Raw genomic sequence first — 18,991 nt, 5'->3', positions numbered from 1 at the left:
CCCGAGATAAGGAATGACCGTGTATCCCAATGTTCTTCGGCGGTGGCGCAGCACCGCGATCCTGTTGGTCGCCTTGCTGGCGAGCGCATGCGGGCTCTCGGGCGAAGAGGCCGGGCCCGCAATCGATTCCGTGAAGATCGCGACCACAAGCGATGTGCCTGCCGGGACGAAGATCGTGGTCGCAGAACAGAACGCTACGCAGTCCCTGCCGTGGAACCTGGCCGACGCCGGCCAAGGCGCGCCCTACGAGGTTGAATTCGCCGACTTCAGCGGCGGGGCAGCGGTGATCGAAGCGTTGCGATCCGGCGCGGCCGACGTCGGATCGATCGGTGAGGCACCGGTACCCATCGCGGTCGACAGCGGGGTCACCGATCTGGTGACGATCGGCCTTCAGGCCAATCCGGGGACCAGTGGGGGTTACTACCTTGTCGCGCGCCCCGACAGCGGGGTCACGACGATCGAGCAACTGCGCGGCAAACGGGTTGCCTATCCGCCGGGATCTGGCCGGCACATGATCACCGCGGCGCTGCTCAAGCAGCACGGCCTTGACCTCAAGACCGATGTCCAACCCGTGGAGCTGGCCGGCGCCGAGGTGGTTCCGACCTTCGCCGCCGGTGCGGTCGACGCCGCGATCGTCCTCGGCAACCAGTACTACCAGCTCGGCGAACCCCCGATCCTGGGCGACGGCAAGGGCATCAACACCGGGATCCAGAGTCTGATCGTGCACAAGGATGTTCTCGACGACCCGGCGAAGGTAGCCGCCATCGGTGATTACGTCGGCCGGGCGGTCGCGGCCAACAACTGGAAGGACACCCACTCCGAAGAGTGGATCAACGAGTACTACGTCAAGCAGCAGGGCATCACGTTCGATCAGGGAAAGAAGTTGTACGACGAGGACGGCATCGCCTCCTACTACCCGATCGACGCCGATTCCACCGCGCTGTTCCAGACCGTCGCCGACGGACTCTACGAGACGGGAACGACCAAGACGCACGTTGATGTCACTCAATATGTCGACGGCCGCTACAACGACATCGTCAACGCGCAGAACCGCCTCGACAACGTCACGCCCAGATCACTCAAGTCCTGAACAACAGATGGGAACAGCAATGACTCAGCTCGCGTCCGCATTGAACATCCGACCGCAGTCGGGCTGGACCGGTGCCGAAATCAGCGGAATCGATTTGACCGCACCGCTGCTCGATGAGCATGTCGCCGAGATCCGTGCGGCACTGCTGAAGTGGAAGGTCGTGTTCTTTCGTGACCAGTTCATCGGCCACGACGACCATCTGCGGTTCGCCGCCGCGTTCGGCGCGCCGACACCCGCGCATCCGTTGTTCGATTCGATTCCCGACCCGGACTACCCGACGATCTACCCGATCTTCCGGGACCGGTTCAAGACGCGCTACGGCACCTCGCGCGGATTCGACAAACCGAACTGGCACGCCGACGTCACCGCGGCAGTCAACCCGCCCTTCGCGTCGATATTGCGGGCCGAGGAGATTCCGCCGTTCGGCGGTGATACGCAGTGGTCCAATACCGTTGCGGCATATGCCGGTTTGTCGGCCCCGCTGCAGAAGCTCGCCGACCGCTTGCGGGCGGTGCACCGGTTCGCGCCTCCCGACGGTACGACTGCGACAGACGATTACCAGCGCCGCGTGGAGCGCAGGCCCCTGCTCACCGAACATCCGGTCGTGCGCGTACACCCCGAGACGGGGGAGAAGGCGCTCTACGTGAACCCCGGATTCACCAGCCACATCGTCGGCGTCTCGCCACACGAGAGCCGACGGCTGCTCGGCCTGTTCTACGACGAGCTCACCCGGCCTGAGTACACGGTCCGGTTCAAATGGGAACCGGGCAGTATCGCGTTCTGGGACAACCGATCGACCGTGCATCTGGCGCCCTCAGACCTGACACTCGACCACGACCGCCGGCTGTACCGGGTGACATTGGTGGGCGACGTGCCGAAGGGACCCGACGGGCAGCCTTCCATCGCCCTCGATGGCGAACCGTTCGACGCCATCTGACGCGAGCCGCTCCGCGGCAGGAGATCAGGCCGGCACCACGACCGTCAGCTCGTCGCCGTGGCGTTCGACACGCATACCGGCTCGGCGGGCGACAGCGGCCACTGCGGCGGCGTCGTTGGGCTCGGCTCTCGAACTCACCAGCGCCCGGGCCAGGTGGCCCTTGTGCGCCTTGTTGAAGTGACTGACCACCGTGCGGTGTCCATCGGGATGCTCGGCGAGCACCTGCACCCGCACCGCGCCGGGCACTCGCCCGAGGGCGGCGTAGGAGCCCGACCGGAGATCCACGACGAGTTCACTCTCGGCGAGTTCGGCCAGCACCGGCTCGAGTAACGGACGCCACCGGGTACTCAAGCCTGGCCGGCCCGGCAGTTTCGCGGACGCAGACAGCCGGTAGGCCGGTACCAGATCGTCGGCACGCAGCAGACCGAACAGCGCCGAGCCGACCGCGAGCCGGGCGCGGGCCCGGGCCACGGCCGCCCCGCGCAACGATTCGACGTCGAGCGCGTCGTACAGCACGCCGGTGTAGCGGTTGATCGCCGGCATCGTCGGTGCCTGCCGCAGGCCGGCGTTGCGCTCGATCTCGGCGTCCTGGGCCGCGGAGAGCCCGAGGGCCTTGCGGCACGCCGGCGGGTCGGCGGCCAGTCCGACCAACTCGTCGACCAGCGTCTCCCGCAGCGGGCTGAGCGCGGGCGAGCTCAAACTGTCCAGACGCAATGGCGGGCCGTCCCCGCCTGCGCGCTTGGTCTCCGAGGGTGGCAGGAGCACGATCACACCGAGACGTTAGCGGAGCGGTCCTGGTGTCCGGTGATCTGACCGATGTGATCCCAGCCGGGTCAGACCGGCATTCCGGGTGGCGGAGGAAGCTCGGGAGCGGGCGGGCCGGGTAGCGGCGGAACGTTCAGCACGAACGACGCCGGTACTGCCATGGGGTCGGCAGGCGGCGGTGGCGGTGGCGCGAAGGGATCGACCGGCGCGGGCGCTGCCATCGGAGCGGGCGGCGGCGGTGGCGGGACCGGGGGCAGCGGCGCCTCGGGTGGCGGTGGCACGCCGAACGGCAGCGGGGCAGGCGGTGGCGGCGGTGCGGCGGGTTCGGCTTGTACTGGCAGATACATGTGGTGGGTGAACTGCGGCTGGTAGGCACCTCCGCCGCCGATCTTCACGCCGCCACCTTCGCCGGAGGAGACGGGCGTGCCGTCAGGCAGCGTGACGGCGGTGTGGCCGCTGTTCCAGCCGATCACGAGGGCACCGGGCTGGGTGCCGTGCTTGAAGCCACGGGCCAGCAGGGCACGCTCCTGGTTTCCGGTGTTGAACCGGTCACCGAACGCGGGCCGGCCGGTGGCCACATTGCTGACCCAGGAGGCGAGACCGGAGCAGTCGGTTCCGGCCGGACTGTCCCCACCGGAGATGTACGGCGTGCCCGATACCTGCTGGACAAGCGCCATCAGCGTCGCGATAGCAAACATGCGGCGGGACATTAACAGAGCTGAAAATGGTCGCCAAAATATGTGACTCCGTTCACAAGAGGACACATAAATCGGTTATCTCACGGCCCTTGGGATTCAGTGGGACTGCCAATGGCGGTATTTCGCAGTCGGTTAAGCGGCATTTTTGCGTGATTACTCGGAGTGTGACGGATCCGTCCAATGTGGTTGCCGCAGTGGCTCTGTGCCACTTCCGTCACGGCGGATCCGAAGGTCGAAACGCTGGCTGATTTCGAAATGCGCTCGTGTGTAATAAGTTTCGGCTGGCCGTCGCGACGGTCTGCGTTGTGGGGCACTGTCGCCCGGCGCCGCCATGGCGTCCTGCGTACCGGGGTGTCATCGACGCCGCCGCCGCACCGGGTAGTGCGGTTCTGGCGAACTATCACCGATCCCGCTGACAGGCCCGGGCGACAGGAGCCTTTGGCTGGCCGGCGTCCTGTCCGAAGTTGACATGCAGCCAACTGGCTGCATAATTCGGTCTGGCGGGCGCAGGCACGCACATGGACGGAATGGGCGGGCGTGGACGACGTTTTGAAGGCGGTGGCTGACCCGAATCGGCGGATGCTGCTCGAAAGCCTCAACGACCGCGACGGGCAGAGCCTGCGGGAATTGTGTGCGGGACTGTTGATGGCGCGCCAGTCGGTCAGTAAGCATCTGGCGGTACTGGAGGCGGCCGATCTGGTGACAGTCATCCGCCAGGGGCGCGAGAAGCTGCATTACCTCAACGCCGAGCCCATCAGCGCGGTCGCCGACCAATGGATCAACCGTTTCGGTGGGGCCGACGTGCACGCGCACGCGGACTACGCGTCAGCACTCGACGTCGCACCCACGGAGTTCGCGTACACCACCTATATCCACACAACGCCCGAGCGGCTGTGGCAGGCGATCACGAACCCGGAATTCTCGCTTCGGTATATGGGTCACGGCATCGAGTCGGACTGGCAGAAGGGCGCCACGTACGTCTGGATCGACGGCGATGGGCGCGTCGAGCACCCGGACCAGCTGATCCTCGAATCCGATCCGTACGGGCGGCTCGCATATACCTTCCACACCGTCGCATCGGACACCCGCTCGCGGGTGTCCTTCGACATCGAACTGGTCGAGGATCAGGTCGAGCTGACCGTGGTCCATGACGGGTTCGGCCCGACAAGCCCTGTCCGCCAGCTTGTTTCACGTACCTGGCCGCTCAAGTTGTCCAAGCTGAAATCGGGTCTTGAGCGGGCGGGCGTGCCGCAGTGACAGCCGCCGATCAGGTCAGCGCGTCCTGCGGATCCTTCTGGATGGGTGTGGGCCACGGCGCGGGCAGCGGCCGCTGGCGCACCTGCTGCGGCCACCAGAACCACTTGCCGAGCAGCGCCGCGATCGACGGTGTCATGAAGGACCGGATGACCAGGGTGTCGAACAGCAGACCCAGGCCGATCGTGGTGCCGACCTGGCCGATGACCGCGAGTTCGCTGACTGCCATGGACATCATCGTGAACGCGAACACCAGACCTGCCGAGGTCACCACGGACCCGGTCCCGCCCATCGCGCGGATGATGCCGGTGTTGAGGCCGGCATGTATCTCTTCTTTGAACCGGGATACGAGTAGCAGGTTGTAGTCGGCGCCGACGGCCAACAGGATGATGACCGACATCGCCAACACCATCCAGTGCAGTTCCAGGCCGATGAGGTGCTGCCAGATGAGGACCGAGAGGCCGAAGGACGCGCCGAGGCTGAGTACCACGGTGCCGACGATGACCGCGGCGGCCACGACGCTGCGGGTGATGATCAACATGATGATGAAAATCAGGCACAGCGAGGCGATTCCGGCGATCAGAAGGTCGTAGTTAGAGCCTTCCTGCATGTCCTTGAAGGTGGCCGCGGTACCGCCGAGGTAGATCTTGGAGCCTTCGAGCGGCGTGCCCTTGATGGCTTCCTTCGCCGCCTGCTTGATCGCCTCGATGTGCGAAATGCCTTCTGGGCTCATCGGATCGCCCTCATGGCTGATGATGAACCGCACCGCATGACCGTCGGGGGACAGGAACATCTTCATGCCACGCTTGAAGTCCGGATTGTCGAACGTCTCCGGCGGGAGATAGAACGAGTCGTCGTTCTTGGAAGCGTCGAACGCCTGGCCCATGGCCGTCTGGTTCTCCATCATCGCTTCCATCTGATCCTGCAAACCACCCATGGTGGCCTGCATCGTCAGCATCATCGTCTTCATCGTCTTCATCGTCTCGATCATGGGCGGCATGATCGTGAGCATCTGCGGCATGAGTTGATCGAGGCGATCCATGTCCGGCATCAGTTTCTGGATGTCGTCGGTCATGGTGTCGATGCCGTCGAGTGTGTCGAAGATCGAACGCAGAGAGTGACAGACCGGGATGTCGTAGCAGTGCGGTTCCCAGTAGAAGTAGTTGCGGATCGGCCGGAAGAAATCGTCGAAATCGGCGATGTGGTCCCGTAGTTGGGCCACGTCCACGACCATCCCGTGCATCTTCGTCACCATGCTGTGCGTGGTGTCCGACATCTGCTTGACGAGCCCGAGCATGTCCTCCATCGTGTTGATGGTCTTCTGCATCTCGTCGGCCATCACCAACATGTCGGCCATGCGGTCCTGCATGTACTTCATGTTCATCATCTGCGTGGTGCCCTGCATGCTGATCTGGAACGGGATCGAGGTGTGCTCGATCGGCGTGCCCTGCGGGCGCGTGATGGCCTGGACCCGAGAGATGCCGGGTACCTGGAAGATTCGCTTCGCGATCCGGTCGACGACCAGGAAGTCTGCCGAGTTGCGCAGATCGTGATCGCTTTCGATCAACAGCAACTCGGGATTCATCCGGGCTTGTGAGAAATGCCGGTCCGCGGCCGCGTACCCGGTGTTGGCGGGCAGGTCTTGCGGCAGATAGTTGCGGTCGTTGTAGTTGGTCCGGTACCCCGGCAGGGTCAACAGACCGATCAGCGACAGCGCGATGGTGGCGATGAGGATCGGACCGGGCCAACGCACCACGGCCGCACCGACTTTGCGCCACCCACGGGTGCGCATCGCGCGTTTGGGCTCGAGCACCTTGCCGAACCGGCTTGCCACCGTGATGATCGCCGAACCCAGGGTCAGCGCGGCGAACACCACCACGGTCATGCCGATGGCCAGCGGGATACCGAGCGACTGGAAGTACGGCAGCCGGGTGAAGTGCAGGCACAGCGTGGCGCCGGCGATCGTCAGACCCGAGCCCAGCACCACGTGGGCCGTGCCGTGGAACATGGTGTAGTAGGCCTGTTCCCGGTCTTCACCGACACTGCGAGCCTCCTGATATCGGCCGATCAGGAAGATCGCGTAGTCGGTCGCCGCGGCGATCGCCAGCGTCACCAACAGGTTCGTGGCGAACGTCGACAGCCCGATGATCTCGTAATAGCCGAGGAACGCCACGACACCGCGCGCCGATGCCAGCCCGAGCACGACCATCACGAGAGTCAGGATCACGGTGATGATCGAGCGGTAGACGAGCAGCAGCATGATGATGATGACCGTGAAGGTCAGCATTTCGATCATCCGCATGCTGCGGTCACCGGCGATCTGCTGATCGGCCGACAGTGCCGCCGGGCCCGTCACATAGGCCTTGACGCCCGGTGGGGCCTGCACGCTGTTGACGATGTCCTGGACTGCCTCGACCGATTCGTTGGCCAGCGCCTCGCCCTGGTTGCCCGCGGTGTAGACCTGGACGTACGAGGACTTACCGTCGGAGCTCTGGGCGCCCGACGCGGTCAGCGGGTCGCCCCAGAAATCCTGGACATGCTCGACGTGCTTGTCGTCGGCCTCGAGCTTGTCGACGATCTCGTCGTAGAACTTGTGCGCGTCGTCGCCCAAGGGCTCGTCGCCCTCGAGCACGATCATCACCGAGCTGTTGGACTTGAACTCCTGGAACACCTCGCCGACGCGCTTCATCGCGATCATCGACGGCGCGTCGTCCGGCGTCATCGACACCGACCGCATCTCGCCGACCTTCTCCAGCTGCGGCACGGCGGTGTTCAGTATCGCGATGATCGCAATCCAGACCAGGATGATCGGGATCGCCAGCCGCCGGATCCACTTTGCGATCCCGCCGTGGCGTGCAGGTGGAGGGCCGGCGGCCGGGAAGGCGTCAGTGGGGGCGTCGTGGTTGCTCATGCAGATTTCACCAAGCAGAAGGTCTGGGCATTGACGCCGTTGGAGGTTCTCTCGTCTTTGAGTTCATCGTCGACGGTGATACGGCAGGTGATGGTGTCACCGTTGCCCTGCGCGACGATGTTCGGGAACACCGAAGGGGCGGTGGACTCGAGCCGCAGCGACCACGGCAACGTGACGCCGTCGATGCGCTGAGGCTGAGCGTCGAGGTCGAGGTAATTGATGTCGGCGGTCGCGCCCGGTACTCCGTAGATCTCGTAGACGACGACTTTGGGATCGAACGGCTTGGTGTCGTCGACCTTCGCGCTGGAGATGCCGCTGCCGTCACCGGCGCCGAAAAATGTACGTACCCGCATGACGGTGAACGCCCCGACGACCACCACGACCATGATGAGCAGCGGGATCCAGAACCGCCGCGCCAGGCCGGTCAGTGAAAACTGTTTCCCCCGTGAGCTTTTCGTAGCCTTGGCCATCAGGCGACGACACCCGTCAGACGGATCTGCTTGGAGACCACGGCACGCAATCCTGTCGCGCGGTCGATGAGACCGCGGTTGTCGTAGCTGCTCTGTGCCATGTGCACCTCGATACGCCTCGCCGTCTGTCTGCCAGTTAGCCAGTTGACTAAGTACTGCGAGATATTAGCTGATTTAACAGAGTTGCAAAACGTTGACCGGCCGCGTGCCGGAGGGGCGCAGCCGTCACGTTTGGCGTGCTCACGCGACGATACGTGCCCGCGACCCGTAACAGGTGGTCACCCCGGCGCTCACGCGCAAGTCGGCGGGTTGTCTGCCCATGTGCGCGGGGCCGAGAGTGATGCGGGTAACACGATCAGCCGGCTCTGTCATACGGCCCCATGCAAACGCCCCCGCGAGAACGCGGGGGCGTCGGCACTGCGATACGTCAGTCAGCTGCCCAGTTCCACAGCGACATGTCGCCGCGGGGGTAGTTCATGCAGATATCGGTGGTGTTCGCGGCCACGCCCTTGTTGTTGAAGAACAGCTTGGCCCAGTTCGGCCACCGCCACGACATCTGCTCGTAGAACGCGTTGGTCGCGGTGTTCTCCGAGTACTGCCGGCGGCCGGCGTAGTCCAGCGAGAAGAACCAGTGGATGCGGTCGCGCGCCCCCTGCTGGTCGGCCGGTGGCTTGTTGTTGTAGTCGATCATGTACCGCTCGTAGTAGATCGGCTCGACATCGCGGGCCGCGGCCATGATCTGCTCGGCATCGCACTGCGTCTTGAGGATGCGGTTCGGGATCGGGTAGTCATCGGTGGCATCGGCGGCGGCCAAGCCCGGTGCTGCGGCCAGCGTTCCGGCCACGGCGCATGCGGCGACTCCCATGCGGATGAGGTTTGTAGGACGCATGTGGTTCAACATATCGCTCCAAGTTCTCGGGAGGGCGGCGAAAAGCTATCTGGCCGAGTCGGCCGCGGCCTGCTCCATGACATGCCGGAGGTCGGGGCAGTAGTAGTTGATGGCCGTGCCCAAGAACTGCCAGTGCTGCGCCGTGGTGCTGTCCTTGTCCAGGTTCTTGCTCAGGAACGCCACGGAGTCGTTGGCGTTGTGGTCCACCGCGTTGTGCAGCCGCTTGCACGTGAGCTTGCCGATCCAGGCGTTGTAGTCACGCGGCCCGTAAATGCCGTACGTGTGCAGCTCGTTGGCGAAGTCCGTGTCGATTTCGGCATGTGCCGGCGCTGCGAACGCGATGGCCGCGGCGGCGCCGAGTACTGCCAGCCCTGCAAGCTTCATGCGGGGAATCTTAGTGCATCTAACTCGATGATGGCAGGCTGCCCGGTAAACCCGTCGCAATCAGTAGCGGGATTCGCTGCTCGGCGCTGGTCAACGACCCGTGGTGGCCAACAAGCGCGGATTCCAGCGGTTCGGCGGTGCGCCGCATCAGCGCCGCCGAACCACGCGCGGCCGCGACGACGTCTCCGATGCGCGGCAATACGTCATCGCGGACCCGCCCGCCGAACCAACCCGCGGCGATCGCCTCGTCGCGCGACAACACCCATGCGGTGTCGGCGAGGGTTTCCCGCCAGGCCGCCAGCACGTCGTCGGCCGCGCCCGTAGCGGTGTAGACGTGGCGCGCACGCGCTTCGCCGCCGACTGCGGCCACGCCGGTCTGCAGCGCCGGGGTGGTGTCGAGGTCGACCACTTCGGTCGGGTCGACGGCGACCATGCCGTGGTCGGCGACCACGGCGAGCAGTCCATCGGCAGGCAGGGTCTCCACCACGGACTCGACCAGGCGATCGACCTGACGCAACTGCATGCGCCAAGCGGTCGAGCCCGGCCCGTGCAGATGACCGACAAGGTCGAGATCGGCGTGATAGCCATAGCAGAATCCGCCGGCGGCGATGCAGCCCGAGACGGCGGCGGCCAGCTCACCCGTTGCATGCACACCGATGTAGTCGCCGCCGCGCAGCACGGCGCGGGTGAGCCCGGATCTGGCGAACTCGGCGCCCGATACGACACTGACCGCAAACCCGGCGTCGACGGCCCGTTCGAATGTGGTGGGCAGCGGCTGGACGGCCTCGGGCCGGACCGTATCGCGGAGATCGTCACCCCAGGGGTGCGGACGCCAGCGCAGGGCGTTGATGACACCGGCGTCGGGCACCCGGAACGAATAGCCGACCAGGCCGTGCTCACCGGAGCGGCAGCCGGTGCCGATGGCGGCAAGCCCGGCGGCTGTGGTGGACGGGAAACCGACCTGCAACGTCTGCCCACGCAGACCCGCCAGCACCGGCGCATCGGCGGCGTGCGCATCCAGCAGCTCCGCCCCGAGCCCGTCGATCAGCAACACGCATGCACCGCGGACCGGGGTGGGCAGATCGATGCGTGCCTCGAACCCCGTCGCGCCCATGGCGGCCAGCACGGACGGCACGACGTCGGCCAGGTGGGCGAGAGTCACGTCGGGCTGTCGCGCATCCACGTGGTGAGCCTGCCACAGAAGTCACATGCACAGGCCTGGGCAACGGTGGGGCTGTTCCTGGCGGAACCGGTACGCTGACCATTTATGAAGCCGATCAAAGCAGTGGCCCTCGCTGCCGCGGTGGCGATCGTTGGGGGCGGCACGTTCAGCGGGATCGCGAGCGCCGATCCCACGACACCGGCTCCCGCTCCACCGCCTCCCGGAGTTGGGGCACCGCCCCCCGGCGTTGCGGCACCTGCTGCGCCGGCCGTCCCGGCGACGACGATGGATCACGACGGCATATTCATCGTCGGCACCGATATCGAGCCCGGCACCTATGCGTCGGCCGGACCCGTCGAGGACGGCACCTGCTATTGGAAGCGCATGGCCGATCTGCACGGTGGCGACATCATCGACAACGCGATCAGCAAGAAGCCTCAGGCCGTGCAGATCGACGCCACCGACAAGGCCTTCAAGACCAGCGGATGCCAGGCGTGGCAGAAGACGGATGCGGTCGCTGCCGGTCCGCCCGCCACCGGAGACATCCCGGCGCTCGTCGCGAAGGCCAAACTGTGGGCGTGGCTGAACTCGTTGAACAACAACGCCCGTCAGTTCGACGGATCGCAGGTTCCCCTGCCCTGATGCGTCAGGCCGGGGGGATCAGCGGGGGCCGGCAGGCGTTGCCGACGGGGTCCCACCACCAGCCGTTGTCGCACATCGGAGGCGGTGGCACCACGGGCGGTCGGCAGGTGTTCCCGGCCGGGTCCCACCACCAGCCGTTCTCGCATCGCAACGGCACCACGGGCGGCCGGCAGGTGTTGGCCACCGGATCCCACCACGCGCCGCCCTCGCACTGCGCTGAGCTGATCGCCGGTGCCGCGACCGTGACGGCGGCCAACGTGGCCAGTGGCGCCAACGCCACGCCGACGCCTGCGGCGAGTCGGCGAACGATGTTCGTCATCTCGAACCTCCTCGAGAGATCGCCTCTTTCGAGCCTAACCGCGGCAGCGTCTTCCGCCGAGGGAGTCGGGGCGTGATGGCGGCACTGCTGCGCGCCGTCGGGGCGGTACTGGTTGCCGCGATCGCGCTCGTTTCGACGGCGTCCCAAGCGGCGGGCAGCCCGGACGCCGTCCAGGCTGCCGTCGACCGGGCTTTTCGTCCGTTGCTCGAGCAGTACGACGTTCCCGGAATGGCGGTCGCCGTCACGGTCGACGGCCGTCGCTACTTCGTCGACTACGGTTTGGCCGCGAACCCGGGCGGGCCAGCGGTGTCGCGGCACACCCTGTTCGAAATCGGCTCTGTCAGCAAGGCTTTCACCGCAACACTGGCATCGTATGCGCAGGCCACCGGGGCATTGTCGCTCGACGCGCACCCGTCGGCCTATCTGCCGGAATTGCGGGGCAGTGCTGTCGATGCCGCGACCCTGCGTGACCTCGGCACCTACACGGCAGGGGGACTGCCCTTGCAGTTCCCGGACACCGTCACCGATGACGCCGGCATGCTCGCTTACTTCCGCGAGTGGTCCCCGACGGCGGCACCGGGGGAGATCCGCCGGTATTCGAATCCGAGCATCGGGCTGCTCGGTCATCTGACCAGCCGCGCGATGCGGGGTGATTTCGCTGATCTCATGCAGGCGCAGGTCTTCTCGCGCCTCGGCTTGTCCAGTACGTACATCCACGTGCCGGACAGCGCCATGGACCGATACGCATGGGGCTACGACAAGGCCAATGAGCCGACCCGGGTCAGTCCAGGCGTCTTCGACGCCGAGGCGTACGGCGTCAAGACCAGTGCCGCCGACCTGATCGGTTTCATCGAGGCCAACATTGCGCCGCACCGCTTCGACCAGTCGCTGCAGCGCGCGATCGAAGGCACTCACGTCGGTTACTCCCGGGTGGGAGACATGGTGCAGGGATTGGGTTGGGAACGTTACCCCTATCCGGTGTCACTGGAGGTGCTGCTCGCCGGAAACTCCAGCACCATGGCGATGGAGCCACAGCCCGCGCTGCCGATCGTGCCGGGTCGGCTTCCGGACGGGCCCGCGCTGTTCAACAAGACCGGGTCGACCGACGGCTTCGGAAGTTACGCCTTGTTCGTGCCGGACCGGCAGATCGGCATCGTCATGCTGGCCAACAAGAACTTTCCGATTCCGGCGCGGGTCACTGCCGCCCACGCGGTTCTACAGGAGCTCGAAGCGCGGCGCTGAGCCCGGTAGCCCGGCGATTGCCGACACGCCGTAACGGCGCTGGCGAGCATCGCCGCGCGACCGCGACAGGCACACGCAAACGTTTTGCTACGCAATACAACCCGGCTGCCGGTCGACGAATTGACAGCCCCCGTCCAGAAATCGCACAGGATTGCGAGCGCGCGATCGCCGCACCCACGCTGCTAGTCTGCGAGAGCTGCCGGTTGCCGGGTCGTGGGAAGGCGATGCGCCCGGCATGCCGCAGCAATGGCGCGGGCGAAACAGCGTGGGTGGATACGGAAAGAGTGTTGTGCGCGGCGCAGAGATCAAAGCCCTGACGGGACTGCGCATCGTCGCAGCCGTATGGGTGGTGCTGTTCCACTTCCGGCCGCTGTTGTACCAGGCCGCGCCCGATTTCACCGAGGCACTCGCGCCGATACTCGATTGCGGCGCCCAAGGTGTCGACCTGTTCTTCATCCTGAGCGGATTCGTGCTCACCTGGAACTACTTCGACCGGATGGGCCCGTCGTGGTCGACCCGGGCCACCCTGCACTTCCTGTGGCTGCGGTTGTCGAGGGTATGGCCGGTGTATCTGGTCACCCTGCATCTGGCTGCGTTGTGGCTGATATTCACCCTCAACGTCGGCCACGTGCCGCCGGAAGACACCAGCGGTTACAACGCCGTCAGTTATGTGCGCCAGCTCTTTCTGGTTCAGCTGTGGTTCCAGCCTTACTTCGACGGCTCGAGCTGGGACGGTCCGGCGTGGTCGATCAGCGCGGAATGGTTGGCGTACTTGCTGTTCGGCGGACTCATTCTGGTGATCTTCCGGATCGCGCGTGCGACACGGGCCAGAAGCCTGGTGTTGCTGGCCATCGCGGCTTCACTGCCTCCGGTGGTGCTGTTGATGGCGACGGGCCACTTCTACACGCCGTGGAGCTGGTTACCGCGGATCGTCATGCAATTCACCGCGGGAGCCCTTGCCTGTGCCGCGGTACGCAAGCTCCAGCTCACCGATCGCGCGCGGCGCGGCGCCGGCTACCTGTCGATCCTGCTGGCCGGTGTGATCATCGGCGGCCTCTATTTCTTCGAGGCGCACCCGATGAACACCGTCGGTGACGCAGGTGGACTCGTCGACATCCTGTTCGTTCCGCTGGTCGTGGCGCTGTCGGTGGGCACCGGCAGCCTGCCTGCGCTGCTGGGGATCCAGCCGCTGGTCTACGGCGGTCAGATCTCGTTCGGCCTGTACATGTTCCACGAGCTCGTGCACACGGCGTGGATATGGACGGTCAAGCAGTTCGAGCTCACCCTGTCCCCGAACCTGTCGGGCAAGGTAACGCTGCTCTTGCTCTTCGCGATATGTGTCGTCGGAGCGGTCCTGCTGTATCACCTCGTCGAGGAGCCGGCCCGCCGATGGATGCGCAGGATGGTCGACATCAGGCCTGCGGATCAGACGAACAGCAAGTTGCACCGGATCGACGGGGACCTCGATGACAGACCGGCAATGTCGGCCCGTGCAGGGTAGACCTGGAACACGCCGAATCTTGCTGCCGCGCAGGTTGTTATGGTGCCGTTATCGCCGCGTCATCGTCGGCTGGGAGTCTGATCGGGAATCGCGGTGCGGGACGTCAGCGTCTCACGGGCAGTGGAGGTAGCAGTGGGTCGTCTGACCACGTTCATCGTCTCGCTTGGTCTGCTTGTCGGGCTGTTCGGGCAGGTTCCGACTCAGCGGTACACGACATCAGGACTCGACCCCCGGATCAACCGCATCGCTGTGATCGGCGACTCCTACACGACCGGTACGCCCGCCGAGGGCGGCATGGGTCCGAAGGGCTGGACCACGATCGCGTGGCAGGAATTGGCACAGCGCGGGGTTCAGGTCACCGCCGACGTCGTGGCGGAAGGCGGGGCCGGCTACGTCGTGCGCGGCAATCGTGGAAGCATCTTCGGCGACCTGACGACCAGGGCCGTTCAGCCCGACGATTCGCTCGTCGTGTTCTTCGGCTCCCGGAACGACAAGGACGCCGATCCGGCGGCCATCACCCGGATGAGCCACGATGCCCTGGCGTCCGCCGAGCGGATAGCTCCGGCCGCGCGGCTGCTGGTGATCGGTCCGCCATGGCCCACCGCAGACGTACCTCCCACGGTGCTGCACATCCGCGACATCCTGCGCGCGCAGGCGCGTGACGCGGGCGCGACGTTCATCGATCCCATCGCGGAGGGCTGGTTCGTCGGAAGGCCGGAACTCATCGGCGCCGACGGCATCCATCCGACCGACGCCGGCCACGCGTACATGGCCGACAAGATCGCCCCGCTCATCGGGGCGGAGCTGCCGCGCTGGATCTGAGAGCCGATCAGCCGCGAGCGGTGGTGCGGAAGCGATCCCGATAGGCCTTGGGTGAGACACCGAGGTGACTGACGAACACTCGGCGCAGGGTTTCGGCGCTGCCGAATCCGGCCAGCCGGGCGGTGTCACCGACCGGCCTGCCGGCGTCGAGCGCCGCCCGCGCGACGTCGATGCGGACCATTTCGACGTACCGTGCCGGCGTGGTCCCCAGTTCGGTGTGGAAAAGCCTGGTCAGTTGCCGCGTGCTCACCGAGGCGAGCTTGGCCAGGCTCCGGACGCTGTGGTCGGCCGCGGGATCCGCCGCGATCGCATCGGTGACGCGCCGCAGCACGGACTGTGGGGGAGCGTCGGCTTCGACCAGCGTGGAGAACTGTGACTGGCCGCCGGCCCGCTTGAGATAGACCACCAATGAGCGCGCGACGTCGCGAACCAGGTCGCTGCCGTAGTCCATCTCGACGAGAGCCAGGGCGAGGTCGATGCCTGCCGACACCCCCGCCGAGGTGTAGACATCGCCGTCGCGCACGAAGATCGCATCCGGTTCGACATCTATCTCCGGGTAGGCACGGCCGAGGAGCCCGGCGTGTCGCCAATGCGTGGTGGCCCGTCGTCCGTCCAACAGACCGGCCTTGGCGAGGATGAACGAGCCGGTACAGATCGAGGCCAGCCGACGAGTCCGGCCGGGCAGGTCCCGAACGGCCGCGACGAGTGCGGGATCGATCGGCAGGCCCACCAGGTTGTCGCCGCCGGCCACCAAAACCGTGTCAGCGTGATCGATGGACGAGATCTTCTCGGTCGCAGGGAAAGTCGTTCCGATCGACGTGGTCACATCGCGGCCGTCGACCGAGGCGATCTTGAGCAGATAGTCGGCGCCGAACTGATTGGCCTCGGCGAACACCTCAGCCGGTCCCGTCGCATCCAGAAGCTTCACCCCGTCGAAAACGACGATCACCGTGACGCGCGGGCGACGACCTTCGACCATCCGCCCATTGTGTCGCTTCTTGTGGGATACGTGGCACATCGGCCATATCCGATCCGCGCCCGGCCGCCGCAGACTGGTCTGCAGATGCCGAAACGGAGTGTGACCGATTTCCGCGCCGGCGTCGTTCATCAAGAGCGACAAGGAGATTCATGATGACAGTTCCGATGACCGATTCGATCGCCGGCATCGAAGTACCCGATACCGCCCTCGTCCGCGAGGTCACGGAGTACATCCGTGACGCCGAAGACGACCTCTTGTTCCACCACTCCCGCCGGGTGTTCTTCTTCGGTGCACTGCAGGGGATGCGCCGCGGTCTACAGCCCGACCTCGAACTCCTCTACGTCGGCGCGATGTTTCACGACCTCGGACTGACCGAGCCCTTCCGTTCGTCGTCGGCACTGCGATTCGAGGTGGACGGGGCGAATGCCGCCCGTGATTTTCTCCTGCAGCGTGGGGTAGACGAGGCCGCGGCACGCAAAGTGTGGCTGGGCATCGCATTGCACACGACCCCGGGCGTACCGGAGTTCCTCGATCCGGAGATAGCACTGGTCACCGCAGGTGTCGAGACCGATGTGTTGGGCATCGGCCGCGACGATCTGACGCCCGATGCGTTGGCCGCGGTGACCGCAGTGCACCCGCGGCCCGATTTCAAGAACCGCATCCTGCGCGCGTTCAACGACGGGGTCAGACAACGCCCGCACTCGACCTTCGGCACGGTGAACGACGACGTGCTCGCGCATTTCGACAGTTCGTTCGTGCGTGAGGATTTCGTCGAGGTGATCCGGCAGAACAGCTGGCCCGAATAGCCGGTTCACATACTGACGCGCCGGCCGGCGAGTTCCTTGAGCTCGTCGGGCAGCGCATCGGCGTGCAGGATCTCCGGCAACAGGTGCGACTCCAGGGTGAGCGCACGGAACACGAATCCGACCGTGATGTCATGGTCGGGCCGCTCGGTGACGACGATCGCGTCCCCGGCGCGAACGGTTCCCGGATGCACCAGCCGGAGGTAGGCGCCCGGAATCGCGCTCCTGGTAAAGGTTTTCATCCAGCCGTTGATCTGGAGCCAGGCCGCGAACGTTCGGCAGGGGATACGTGGCCGCGAGACCTCGAGTTCCAGCCCGTCGGATCCGATCCGCCACCGTTCACCGATCCGCGCGTTGGTGACGTCGACACCGGCAGTGGTGAGGTTCTCGCCGAACACGCCGTTGGCGATCTCCCGGTCGAGTTCCGTCTGCCACCCGTCGAGATCCTCGCGCGCATACGCGTAGACGGCCTGGTCGTCGCCGCCGTGGAACTGCTGATTGCCGATCGTGTCGCCGATGAGGCCACTGCCGAGTCCGCCGTGCATCGGCCCGGGCGCACGTACGCCGACCGGACCTTCGACCGGTCGCTTGTCGATGCCGGTGAGAATCCGCTCGTTGGCCGGATTCGGGCGCGGTTGAGCGACATTGACGGTCAAGACGGTGGACATCAGCCAAGCGTAGTGGGCCGGACGGGATGCCTCGACCTGGGCGTGACCGCTACAACAGCGGTGTCGCGTTACCGTTCGGCGCAGGCGGTGGTGGCGGCACCGGAAGGCACAGTCCGGTCGCGGTGTCGAGCTGTTTTCCGGGTAGACAGAACGGAGCGCACCCGTTGGTGACGCCGGTCTCGCCCGGCAGGCAGGCCGCACTCACTGCCGGTGTGGCGATCGTGGCCACACCCATCGAAGCGGCCGCGAGAACCGCCACCGACACCATCGTGAGCATGCCCCGCCGCAGCGCGTTCGCCATACCGACTCCTGCCCATATCACCTGCCGTGTTCGGTAGCCGCAGTGTAGGCGCTCGGCGACCCGGCCGGCGTGCACTAGCGTCACGTTGTTGTGCAGACCCTGATCGACTTCGACAACGCGCCGATCTTCGCAATCCCGCTCGCCGACGGTGCTGGGACCGCCGGAGTGCGGGAAGGCATGTTGATCGAAGGCCCACAAGGATGGGGAGAGTTCAGCCCGCATCCGGACGATCACGCAACCGTTCGATGGCTGACCGCCGCGCTCGAGCCCGGCACCGTCGGCTGGCCCGATCCGGTGCGCGGGCGGATTCCGATCGCCGTGACGGTACCGGCCGTCGACCCGGAGGCTGCGCATCGGATCGTCACGCAGGCGCACTGCCGGACGGCTTCGGTGGAAGTCGGCGCCGGTGTGCTCGCCGCGGACATCGCGCGGGTCGAGGCCGTACGTGACGCGCTCGGGGCGTCGGGCACGCTGCGCTGCGACGCGAGAGGACGCTGGGATCCCGATGCCGCCGCGGCGGCGATCCCGGCGCTCGACGTGGCGGCCGCCGGGCTCGAGTTCGTCGAACAACCCTGTCGCACGCTTCCCGAGCTCGCGGCCGTCAGGCGCCGGGTCAACGTCCGGATCGCGGTCGACGAGTCGGTTCGCGACGCCGACGATCCGGTGCGCCTGCGGCTCGGCGACGCGGCCGACATCGTGGTTCTGACGTGCGGGCCACTCGGTGGGGCTCGACGCTCGTTACGGGTGGCCGAAGCCACGGAACTGCCGTGTGTGGTGAGTTCGGCGCTGGAAACCAGCATCGGGCTCGCGGCCGGGCTCGCGCTGGCCGGCGCACTGCCGGAGTTGCCGTTCGCCTGCGAACTCGGCACCCGCCCGCTGCTCGGCGGTGATCTCGTCGCCGCATCGCGGTCACTGGTCGCGGTCGACGGATATCTGCCCGTCGCGCCGATGCCGCCTGCTCCGCAACCGGATCTTCTCGGGCGGTACGCGTTGAGCGATCCACAGCGGGCGGCCTGGTGGCGCGACCGGTTGCGCGCGGCCGCCGCCGCGGGCTGATCGTTTCGAGTAGCGCACTACGCATGCGCCGGTGCGGCGGGCAACTCGATCATCGACGGTGTCAGCAACCTCGAACTTCATGATCCAACGGAGGATGA

Annotated in this window: 20 protein-coding genes; 9 read left to right on the top strand and 11 right to left on the bottom strand. The window is 66.0% G+C overall.

Annotated elements, in window-relative coordinates:
- The first annotated feature begins 19 nt into the window (after positions 1-19).
- Together AWC31_RS35665 and AWC31_RS35660 are read left to right on the top strand one after the other, a co-directional pair.
- On the top strand, positions 20-1,090 hold the full coding sequence (locus AWC31_RS35665; protein WP_234817117.1) for a PhnD/SsuA/transferrin family substrate-binding protein: 1,071 nt from the start codon (positions 20-22) through the stop codon (positions 1,088-1,090).
- A 19-nt stretch (positions 1,091-1,109) separates the two neighbouring features.
- Positions 1,110-2,027: a TauD/TfdA dioxygenase family protein gene (locus AWC31_RS35660; protein WP_110775430.1), complete on the top strand. Its 918-nt coding sequence runs from the start codon at positions 1,110-1,112 to the stop codon at positions 2,025-2,027.
- Positions 2,028-2,051: 24 nt separating this feature from the next.
- On the opposite strand, the gene yaaA is transcribed toward AWC31_RS35660, so the two are convergent.
- Both yaaA and AWC31_RS35650 read right to left on the bottom strand, forming a co-directional pair.
- Entirely contained in the window at positions 2,052-2,798 is a 747-nt protein-coding gene (gene yaaA, locus AWC31_RS35655) for a peroxide stress protein YaaA (protein ID WP_085150441.1), read from the bottom strand.
- Between the two features lie 62 nt (positions 2,799-2,860).
- On the bottom strand, positions 2,861-3,490 hold the full coding sequence (locus tag AWC31_RS35650; RefSeq protein ID WP_085150440.1) for a C40 family peptidase: 630 nt from the start codon (positions 3,488-3,490) through the stop codon (positions 2,861-2,863).
- Positions 3,491-4,027: 537 nt separating this feature from the next.
- Between AWC31_RS35650 and AWC31_RS35645 the strand changes: the two genes are divergently transcribed.
- Positions 4,028-4,747, top strand: coding sequence for an ArsR/SmtB family transcription factor (locus AWC31_RS35645; protein ID WP_085150438.1), 720 nt, complete (start codon positions 4,028-4,030; stop codon positions 4,745-4,747).
- A gap of 10 nt (positions 4,748-4,757) precedes the next feature.
- Here the strand turns inward: AWC31_RS35645 and AWC31_RS35640 are convergent, their stop codons facing one another.
- From AWC31_RS35640 to AWC31_RS35620, 5 genes are all read right to left on the bottom strand, one after another.
- On the bottom strand, positions 4,758-7,655 hold the full coding sequence (locus AWC31_RS35640) for an MMPL/RND family transporter (protein WP_085150436.1): 2,898 nt from the start codon (positions 7,653-7,655) through the stop codon (positions 4,758-4,760).
- Positions 7,652-8,125: an MmpS family transport accessory protein gene (locus tag AWC31_RS35635; protein ID WP_084356909.1), complete on the bottom strand. Its 474-nt coding sequence runs from the start codon at positions 8,123-8,125 to the stop codon at positions 7,652-7,654. Before AWC31_RS35635 ends, AWC31_RS35640 begins: the two co-directional genes overlap by 4 nt.
- Before the next feature lie 427 nt (positions 8,126-8,552).
- Positions 8,553-9,014 carry a DUF5078 domain-containing protein gene (locus AWC31_RS35630; protein ID WP_085150657.1) on the bottom strand — a complete coding sequence of 154 codons (462 nt, stop codon included), beginning with the start codon at positions 9,012-9,014 and terminating at the stop codon, positions 8,553-8,555.
- Positions 9,015-9,059: 45 nt separating this feature from the next.
- Complete coding sequence (locus AWC31_RS35625; RefSeq protein ID WP_067855814.1) at positions 9,060-9,398, bottom strand: DUF732 domain-containing protein; 339 nt, start codon at positions 9,396-9,398, stop codon at positions 9,060-9,062.
- Between the two features lie 19 nt (positions 9,399-9,417).
- Positions 9,418-10,581 (bottom strand): alkaline phosphatase family protein, encoded by a 1,164-nt coding sequence (locus AWC31_RS35620; RefSeq protein WP_085150434.1) that lies wholly within the window; start codon positions 10,579-10,581, stop codon positions 9,418-9,420.
- 84 nt (positions 10,582-10,665) lie between these two features.
- Between AWC31_RS35620 and AWC31_RS35615 the strand changes: the two genes are divergently transcribed.
- Positions 10,666-11,202 (top strand): Rv1352/Rv1906c domain-containing protein, encoded by a 537-nt coding sequence (locus AWC31_RS35615; RefSeq protein WP_085150432.1) that lies wholly within the window; start codon positions 10,666-10,668, stop codon positions 11,200-11,202.
- A 4-nt stretch (positions 11,203-11,206) separates the two neighbouring features.
- Here the strand turns inward: AWC31_RS35615 and AWC31_RS35610 are convergent, their stop codons facing one another.
- The gene (locus AWC31_RS35610; protein WP_085150430.1) at positions 11,207-11,521 is read right to left on the bottom strand and encodes a hypothetical protein; all 315 of its coding nucleotides are present in this window, start codon (positions 11,519-11,521) and stop codon (positions 11,207-11,209) included.
- Positions 11,522-11,596: 75 nt separating this feature from the next.
- Between AWC31_RS35610 and ampC the strand changes: the two genes are divergently transcribed.
- The 3 genes from ampC (at position 11,597) to AWC31_RS35595 (ending at position 15,086) form a co-directional block, all read left to right on the top strand.
- The gene (gene ampC / locus AWC31_RS35605) at positions 11,597-12,763 is read left to right on the top strand and encodes a class C beta-lactamase (RefSeq protein WP_085150429.1); all 1,167 of its coding nucleotides are present in this window, start codon (positions 11,597-11,599) and stop codon (positions 12,761-12,763) included.
- A 235-nt stretch (positions 12,764-12,998) separates the two neighbouring features.
- Positions 12,999-14,264 carry an acyltransferase family protein gene (locus AWC31_RS35600; RefSeq protein ID WP_165766112.1) on the top strand — a complete coding sequence of 422 codons (1,266 nt, stop codon included), beginning with the start codon at positions 12,999-13,001 and terminating at the stop codon, positions 14,262-14,264.
- Between the two features lie 132 nt (positions 14,265-14,396).
- Entirely contained in the window at positions 14,397-15,086 is a 690-nt protein-coding gene (locus AWC31_RS35595) for an Rv0518 family GDSL lipase (RefSeq protein ID WP_067855793.1), read from the top strand.
- A 7-nt stretch (positions 15,087-15,093) separates the two neighbouring features.
- Here AWC31_RS35595 and AWC31_RS35590 read toward each other — a convergent pair whose 3' ends face one another.
- Positions 15,094-16,065: a GlxA family transcriptional regulator gene (locus AWC31_RS35590; protein ID WP_067855791.1), complete on the bottom strand. Its 972-nt coding sequence runs from the start codon at positions 16,063-16,065 to the stop codon at positions 15,094-15,096.
- A 149-nt stretch (positions 16,066-16,214) separates the two neighbouring features.
- Here AWC31_RS35590 and AWC31_RS35585 point away from each other — a divergent pair, with 149 nt between their 5' ends.
- Positions 16,215-16,871 carry an HD domain-containing protein gene (locus AWC31_RS35585; protein ID WP_374214063.1) on the top strand — a complete coding sequence of 219 codons (657 nt, stop codon included), beginning with the start codon at positions 16,215-16,217 and terminating at the stop codon, positions 16,869-16,871.
- 5 nt (positions 16,872-16,876) lie between these two features.
- Here AWC31_RS35585 and AWC31_RS35580 read toward each other — a convergent pair whose 3' ends face one another.
- Entirely contained in the window at positions 16,877-17,536 is a 660-nt protein-coding gene (locus AWC31_RS35580; protein WP_085150425.1) for an MOSC domain-containing protein, read from the bottom strand.
- 49 nt (positions 17,537-17,585) lie between these two features.
- Positions 17,586-17,837, bottom strand: coding sequence for a hypothetical protein (locus tag AWC31_RS35575; RefSeq protein WP_085150653.1), 252 nt, complete (start codon positions 17,835-17,837; stop codon positions 17,586-17,588).
- A 90-nt stretch (positions 17,838-17,927) separates the two neighbouring features.
- On the opposite strand from AWC31_RS35575, the gene AWC31_RS35570 reads away from it, so the two are divergent.
- Entirely contained in the window at positions 17,928-18,893 is a 966-nt protein-coding gene (locus tag AWC31_RS35570; RefSeq protein ID WP_085150423.1) for an o-succinylbenzoate synthase, read from the top strand.
- Positions 18,894-18,991 lie beyond the last annotated feature (98 nt).

It is taken from the genome of Mycolicibacterium wolinskyi (genome assembly GCF_002101965.1).
GTDB lineage: Bacteria > Actinomycetota > Actinomycetes > Mycobacteriales > Mycobacteriaceae > Mycobacterium > Mycobacterium wolinskyi.
Note: the sequence above shows the minus strand (reverse complement) of the source record. Positions and strands in the feature narration are given on the sequence as shown.

Coding starts and splice junctions, on each gene's coding strand:
- AWC31_RS35575 (WP_085150653.1), bottom strand. CDS start 17,837: ATGGCGAACGCGCTGCGGCGGGGCATGCTCACGATGGTGTCGGTGGCG.
- AWC31_RS35640 (WP_085150436.1), bottom strand. CDS start 7,655: ATGAGCAACCACGACGCCCCCACTGACGCCTTCCCGGCCGCCGGCCCT.
- AWC31_RS35650 (WP_085150440.1), bottom strand. CDS start 3,490: ATGTTTGCTATCGCGACGCTGATGGCGCTTGTCCAGCAGGTATCGGGC.
- AWC31_RS35590 (WP_067855791.1), bottom strand. CDS start 16,065: ATGGTCGAAGGTCGTCGCCCGCGCGTCACGGTGATCGTCGTTTTCGAC.
- AWC31_RS35580 (WP_085150425.1), bottom strand. CDS start 17,536: ATGTCCACCGTCTTGACCGTCAATGTCGCTCAACCGCGCCCGAATCCG.
- AWC31_RS35615 (WP_085150432.1), top strand. CDS start 10,666: ATGAAGCCGATCAAAGCAGTGGCCCTCGCTGCCGCGGTGGCGATCGTT.
- AWC31_RS35660 (WP_110775430.1), top strand. CDS start 1,110: ATGACTCAGCTCGCGTCCGCATTGAACATCCGACCGCAGTCGGGCTGG.
- AWC31_RS35625 (WP_067855814.1), bottom strand. CDS start 9,398: ATGAAGCTTGCAGGGCTGGCAGTACTCGGCGCCGCCGCGGCCATCGCG.
- AWC31_RS35585 (WP_374214063.1), top strand. CDS start 16,215: ATGATGACAGTTCCGATGACCGATTCGATCGCCGGCATCGAAGTACCC.
- AWC31_RS35635 (WP_084356909.1), bottom strand. CDS start 8,125: ATGGCCAAGGCTACGAAAAGCTCACGGGGGAAACAGTTTTCACTGACC.
- AWC31_RS35610 (WP_085150430.1), bottom strand. CDS start 11,521: ATGACGAACATCGTTCGCCGACTCGCCGCAGGCGTCGGCGTGGCGTTG.
- ampC (WP_085150429.1), top strand. CDS start 11,597: ATGGCGGCACTGCTGCGCGCCGTCGGGGCGGTACTGGTTGCCGCGATC.
- AWC31_RS35600 (WP_165766112.1), top strand. CDS start 12,999: ATGCCGCAGCAATGGCGCGGGCGAAACAGCGTGGGTGGATACGGAAAG.
- AWC31_RS35630 (WP_085150657.1), bottom strand. CDS start 9,014: ATGCGTCCTACAAACCTCATCCGCATGGGAGTCGCCGCATGCGCCGTG.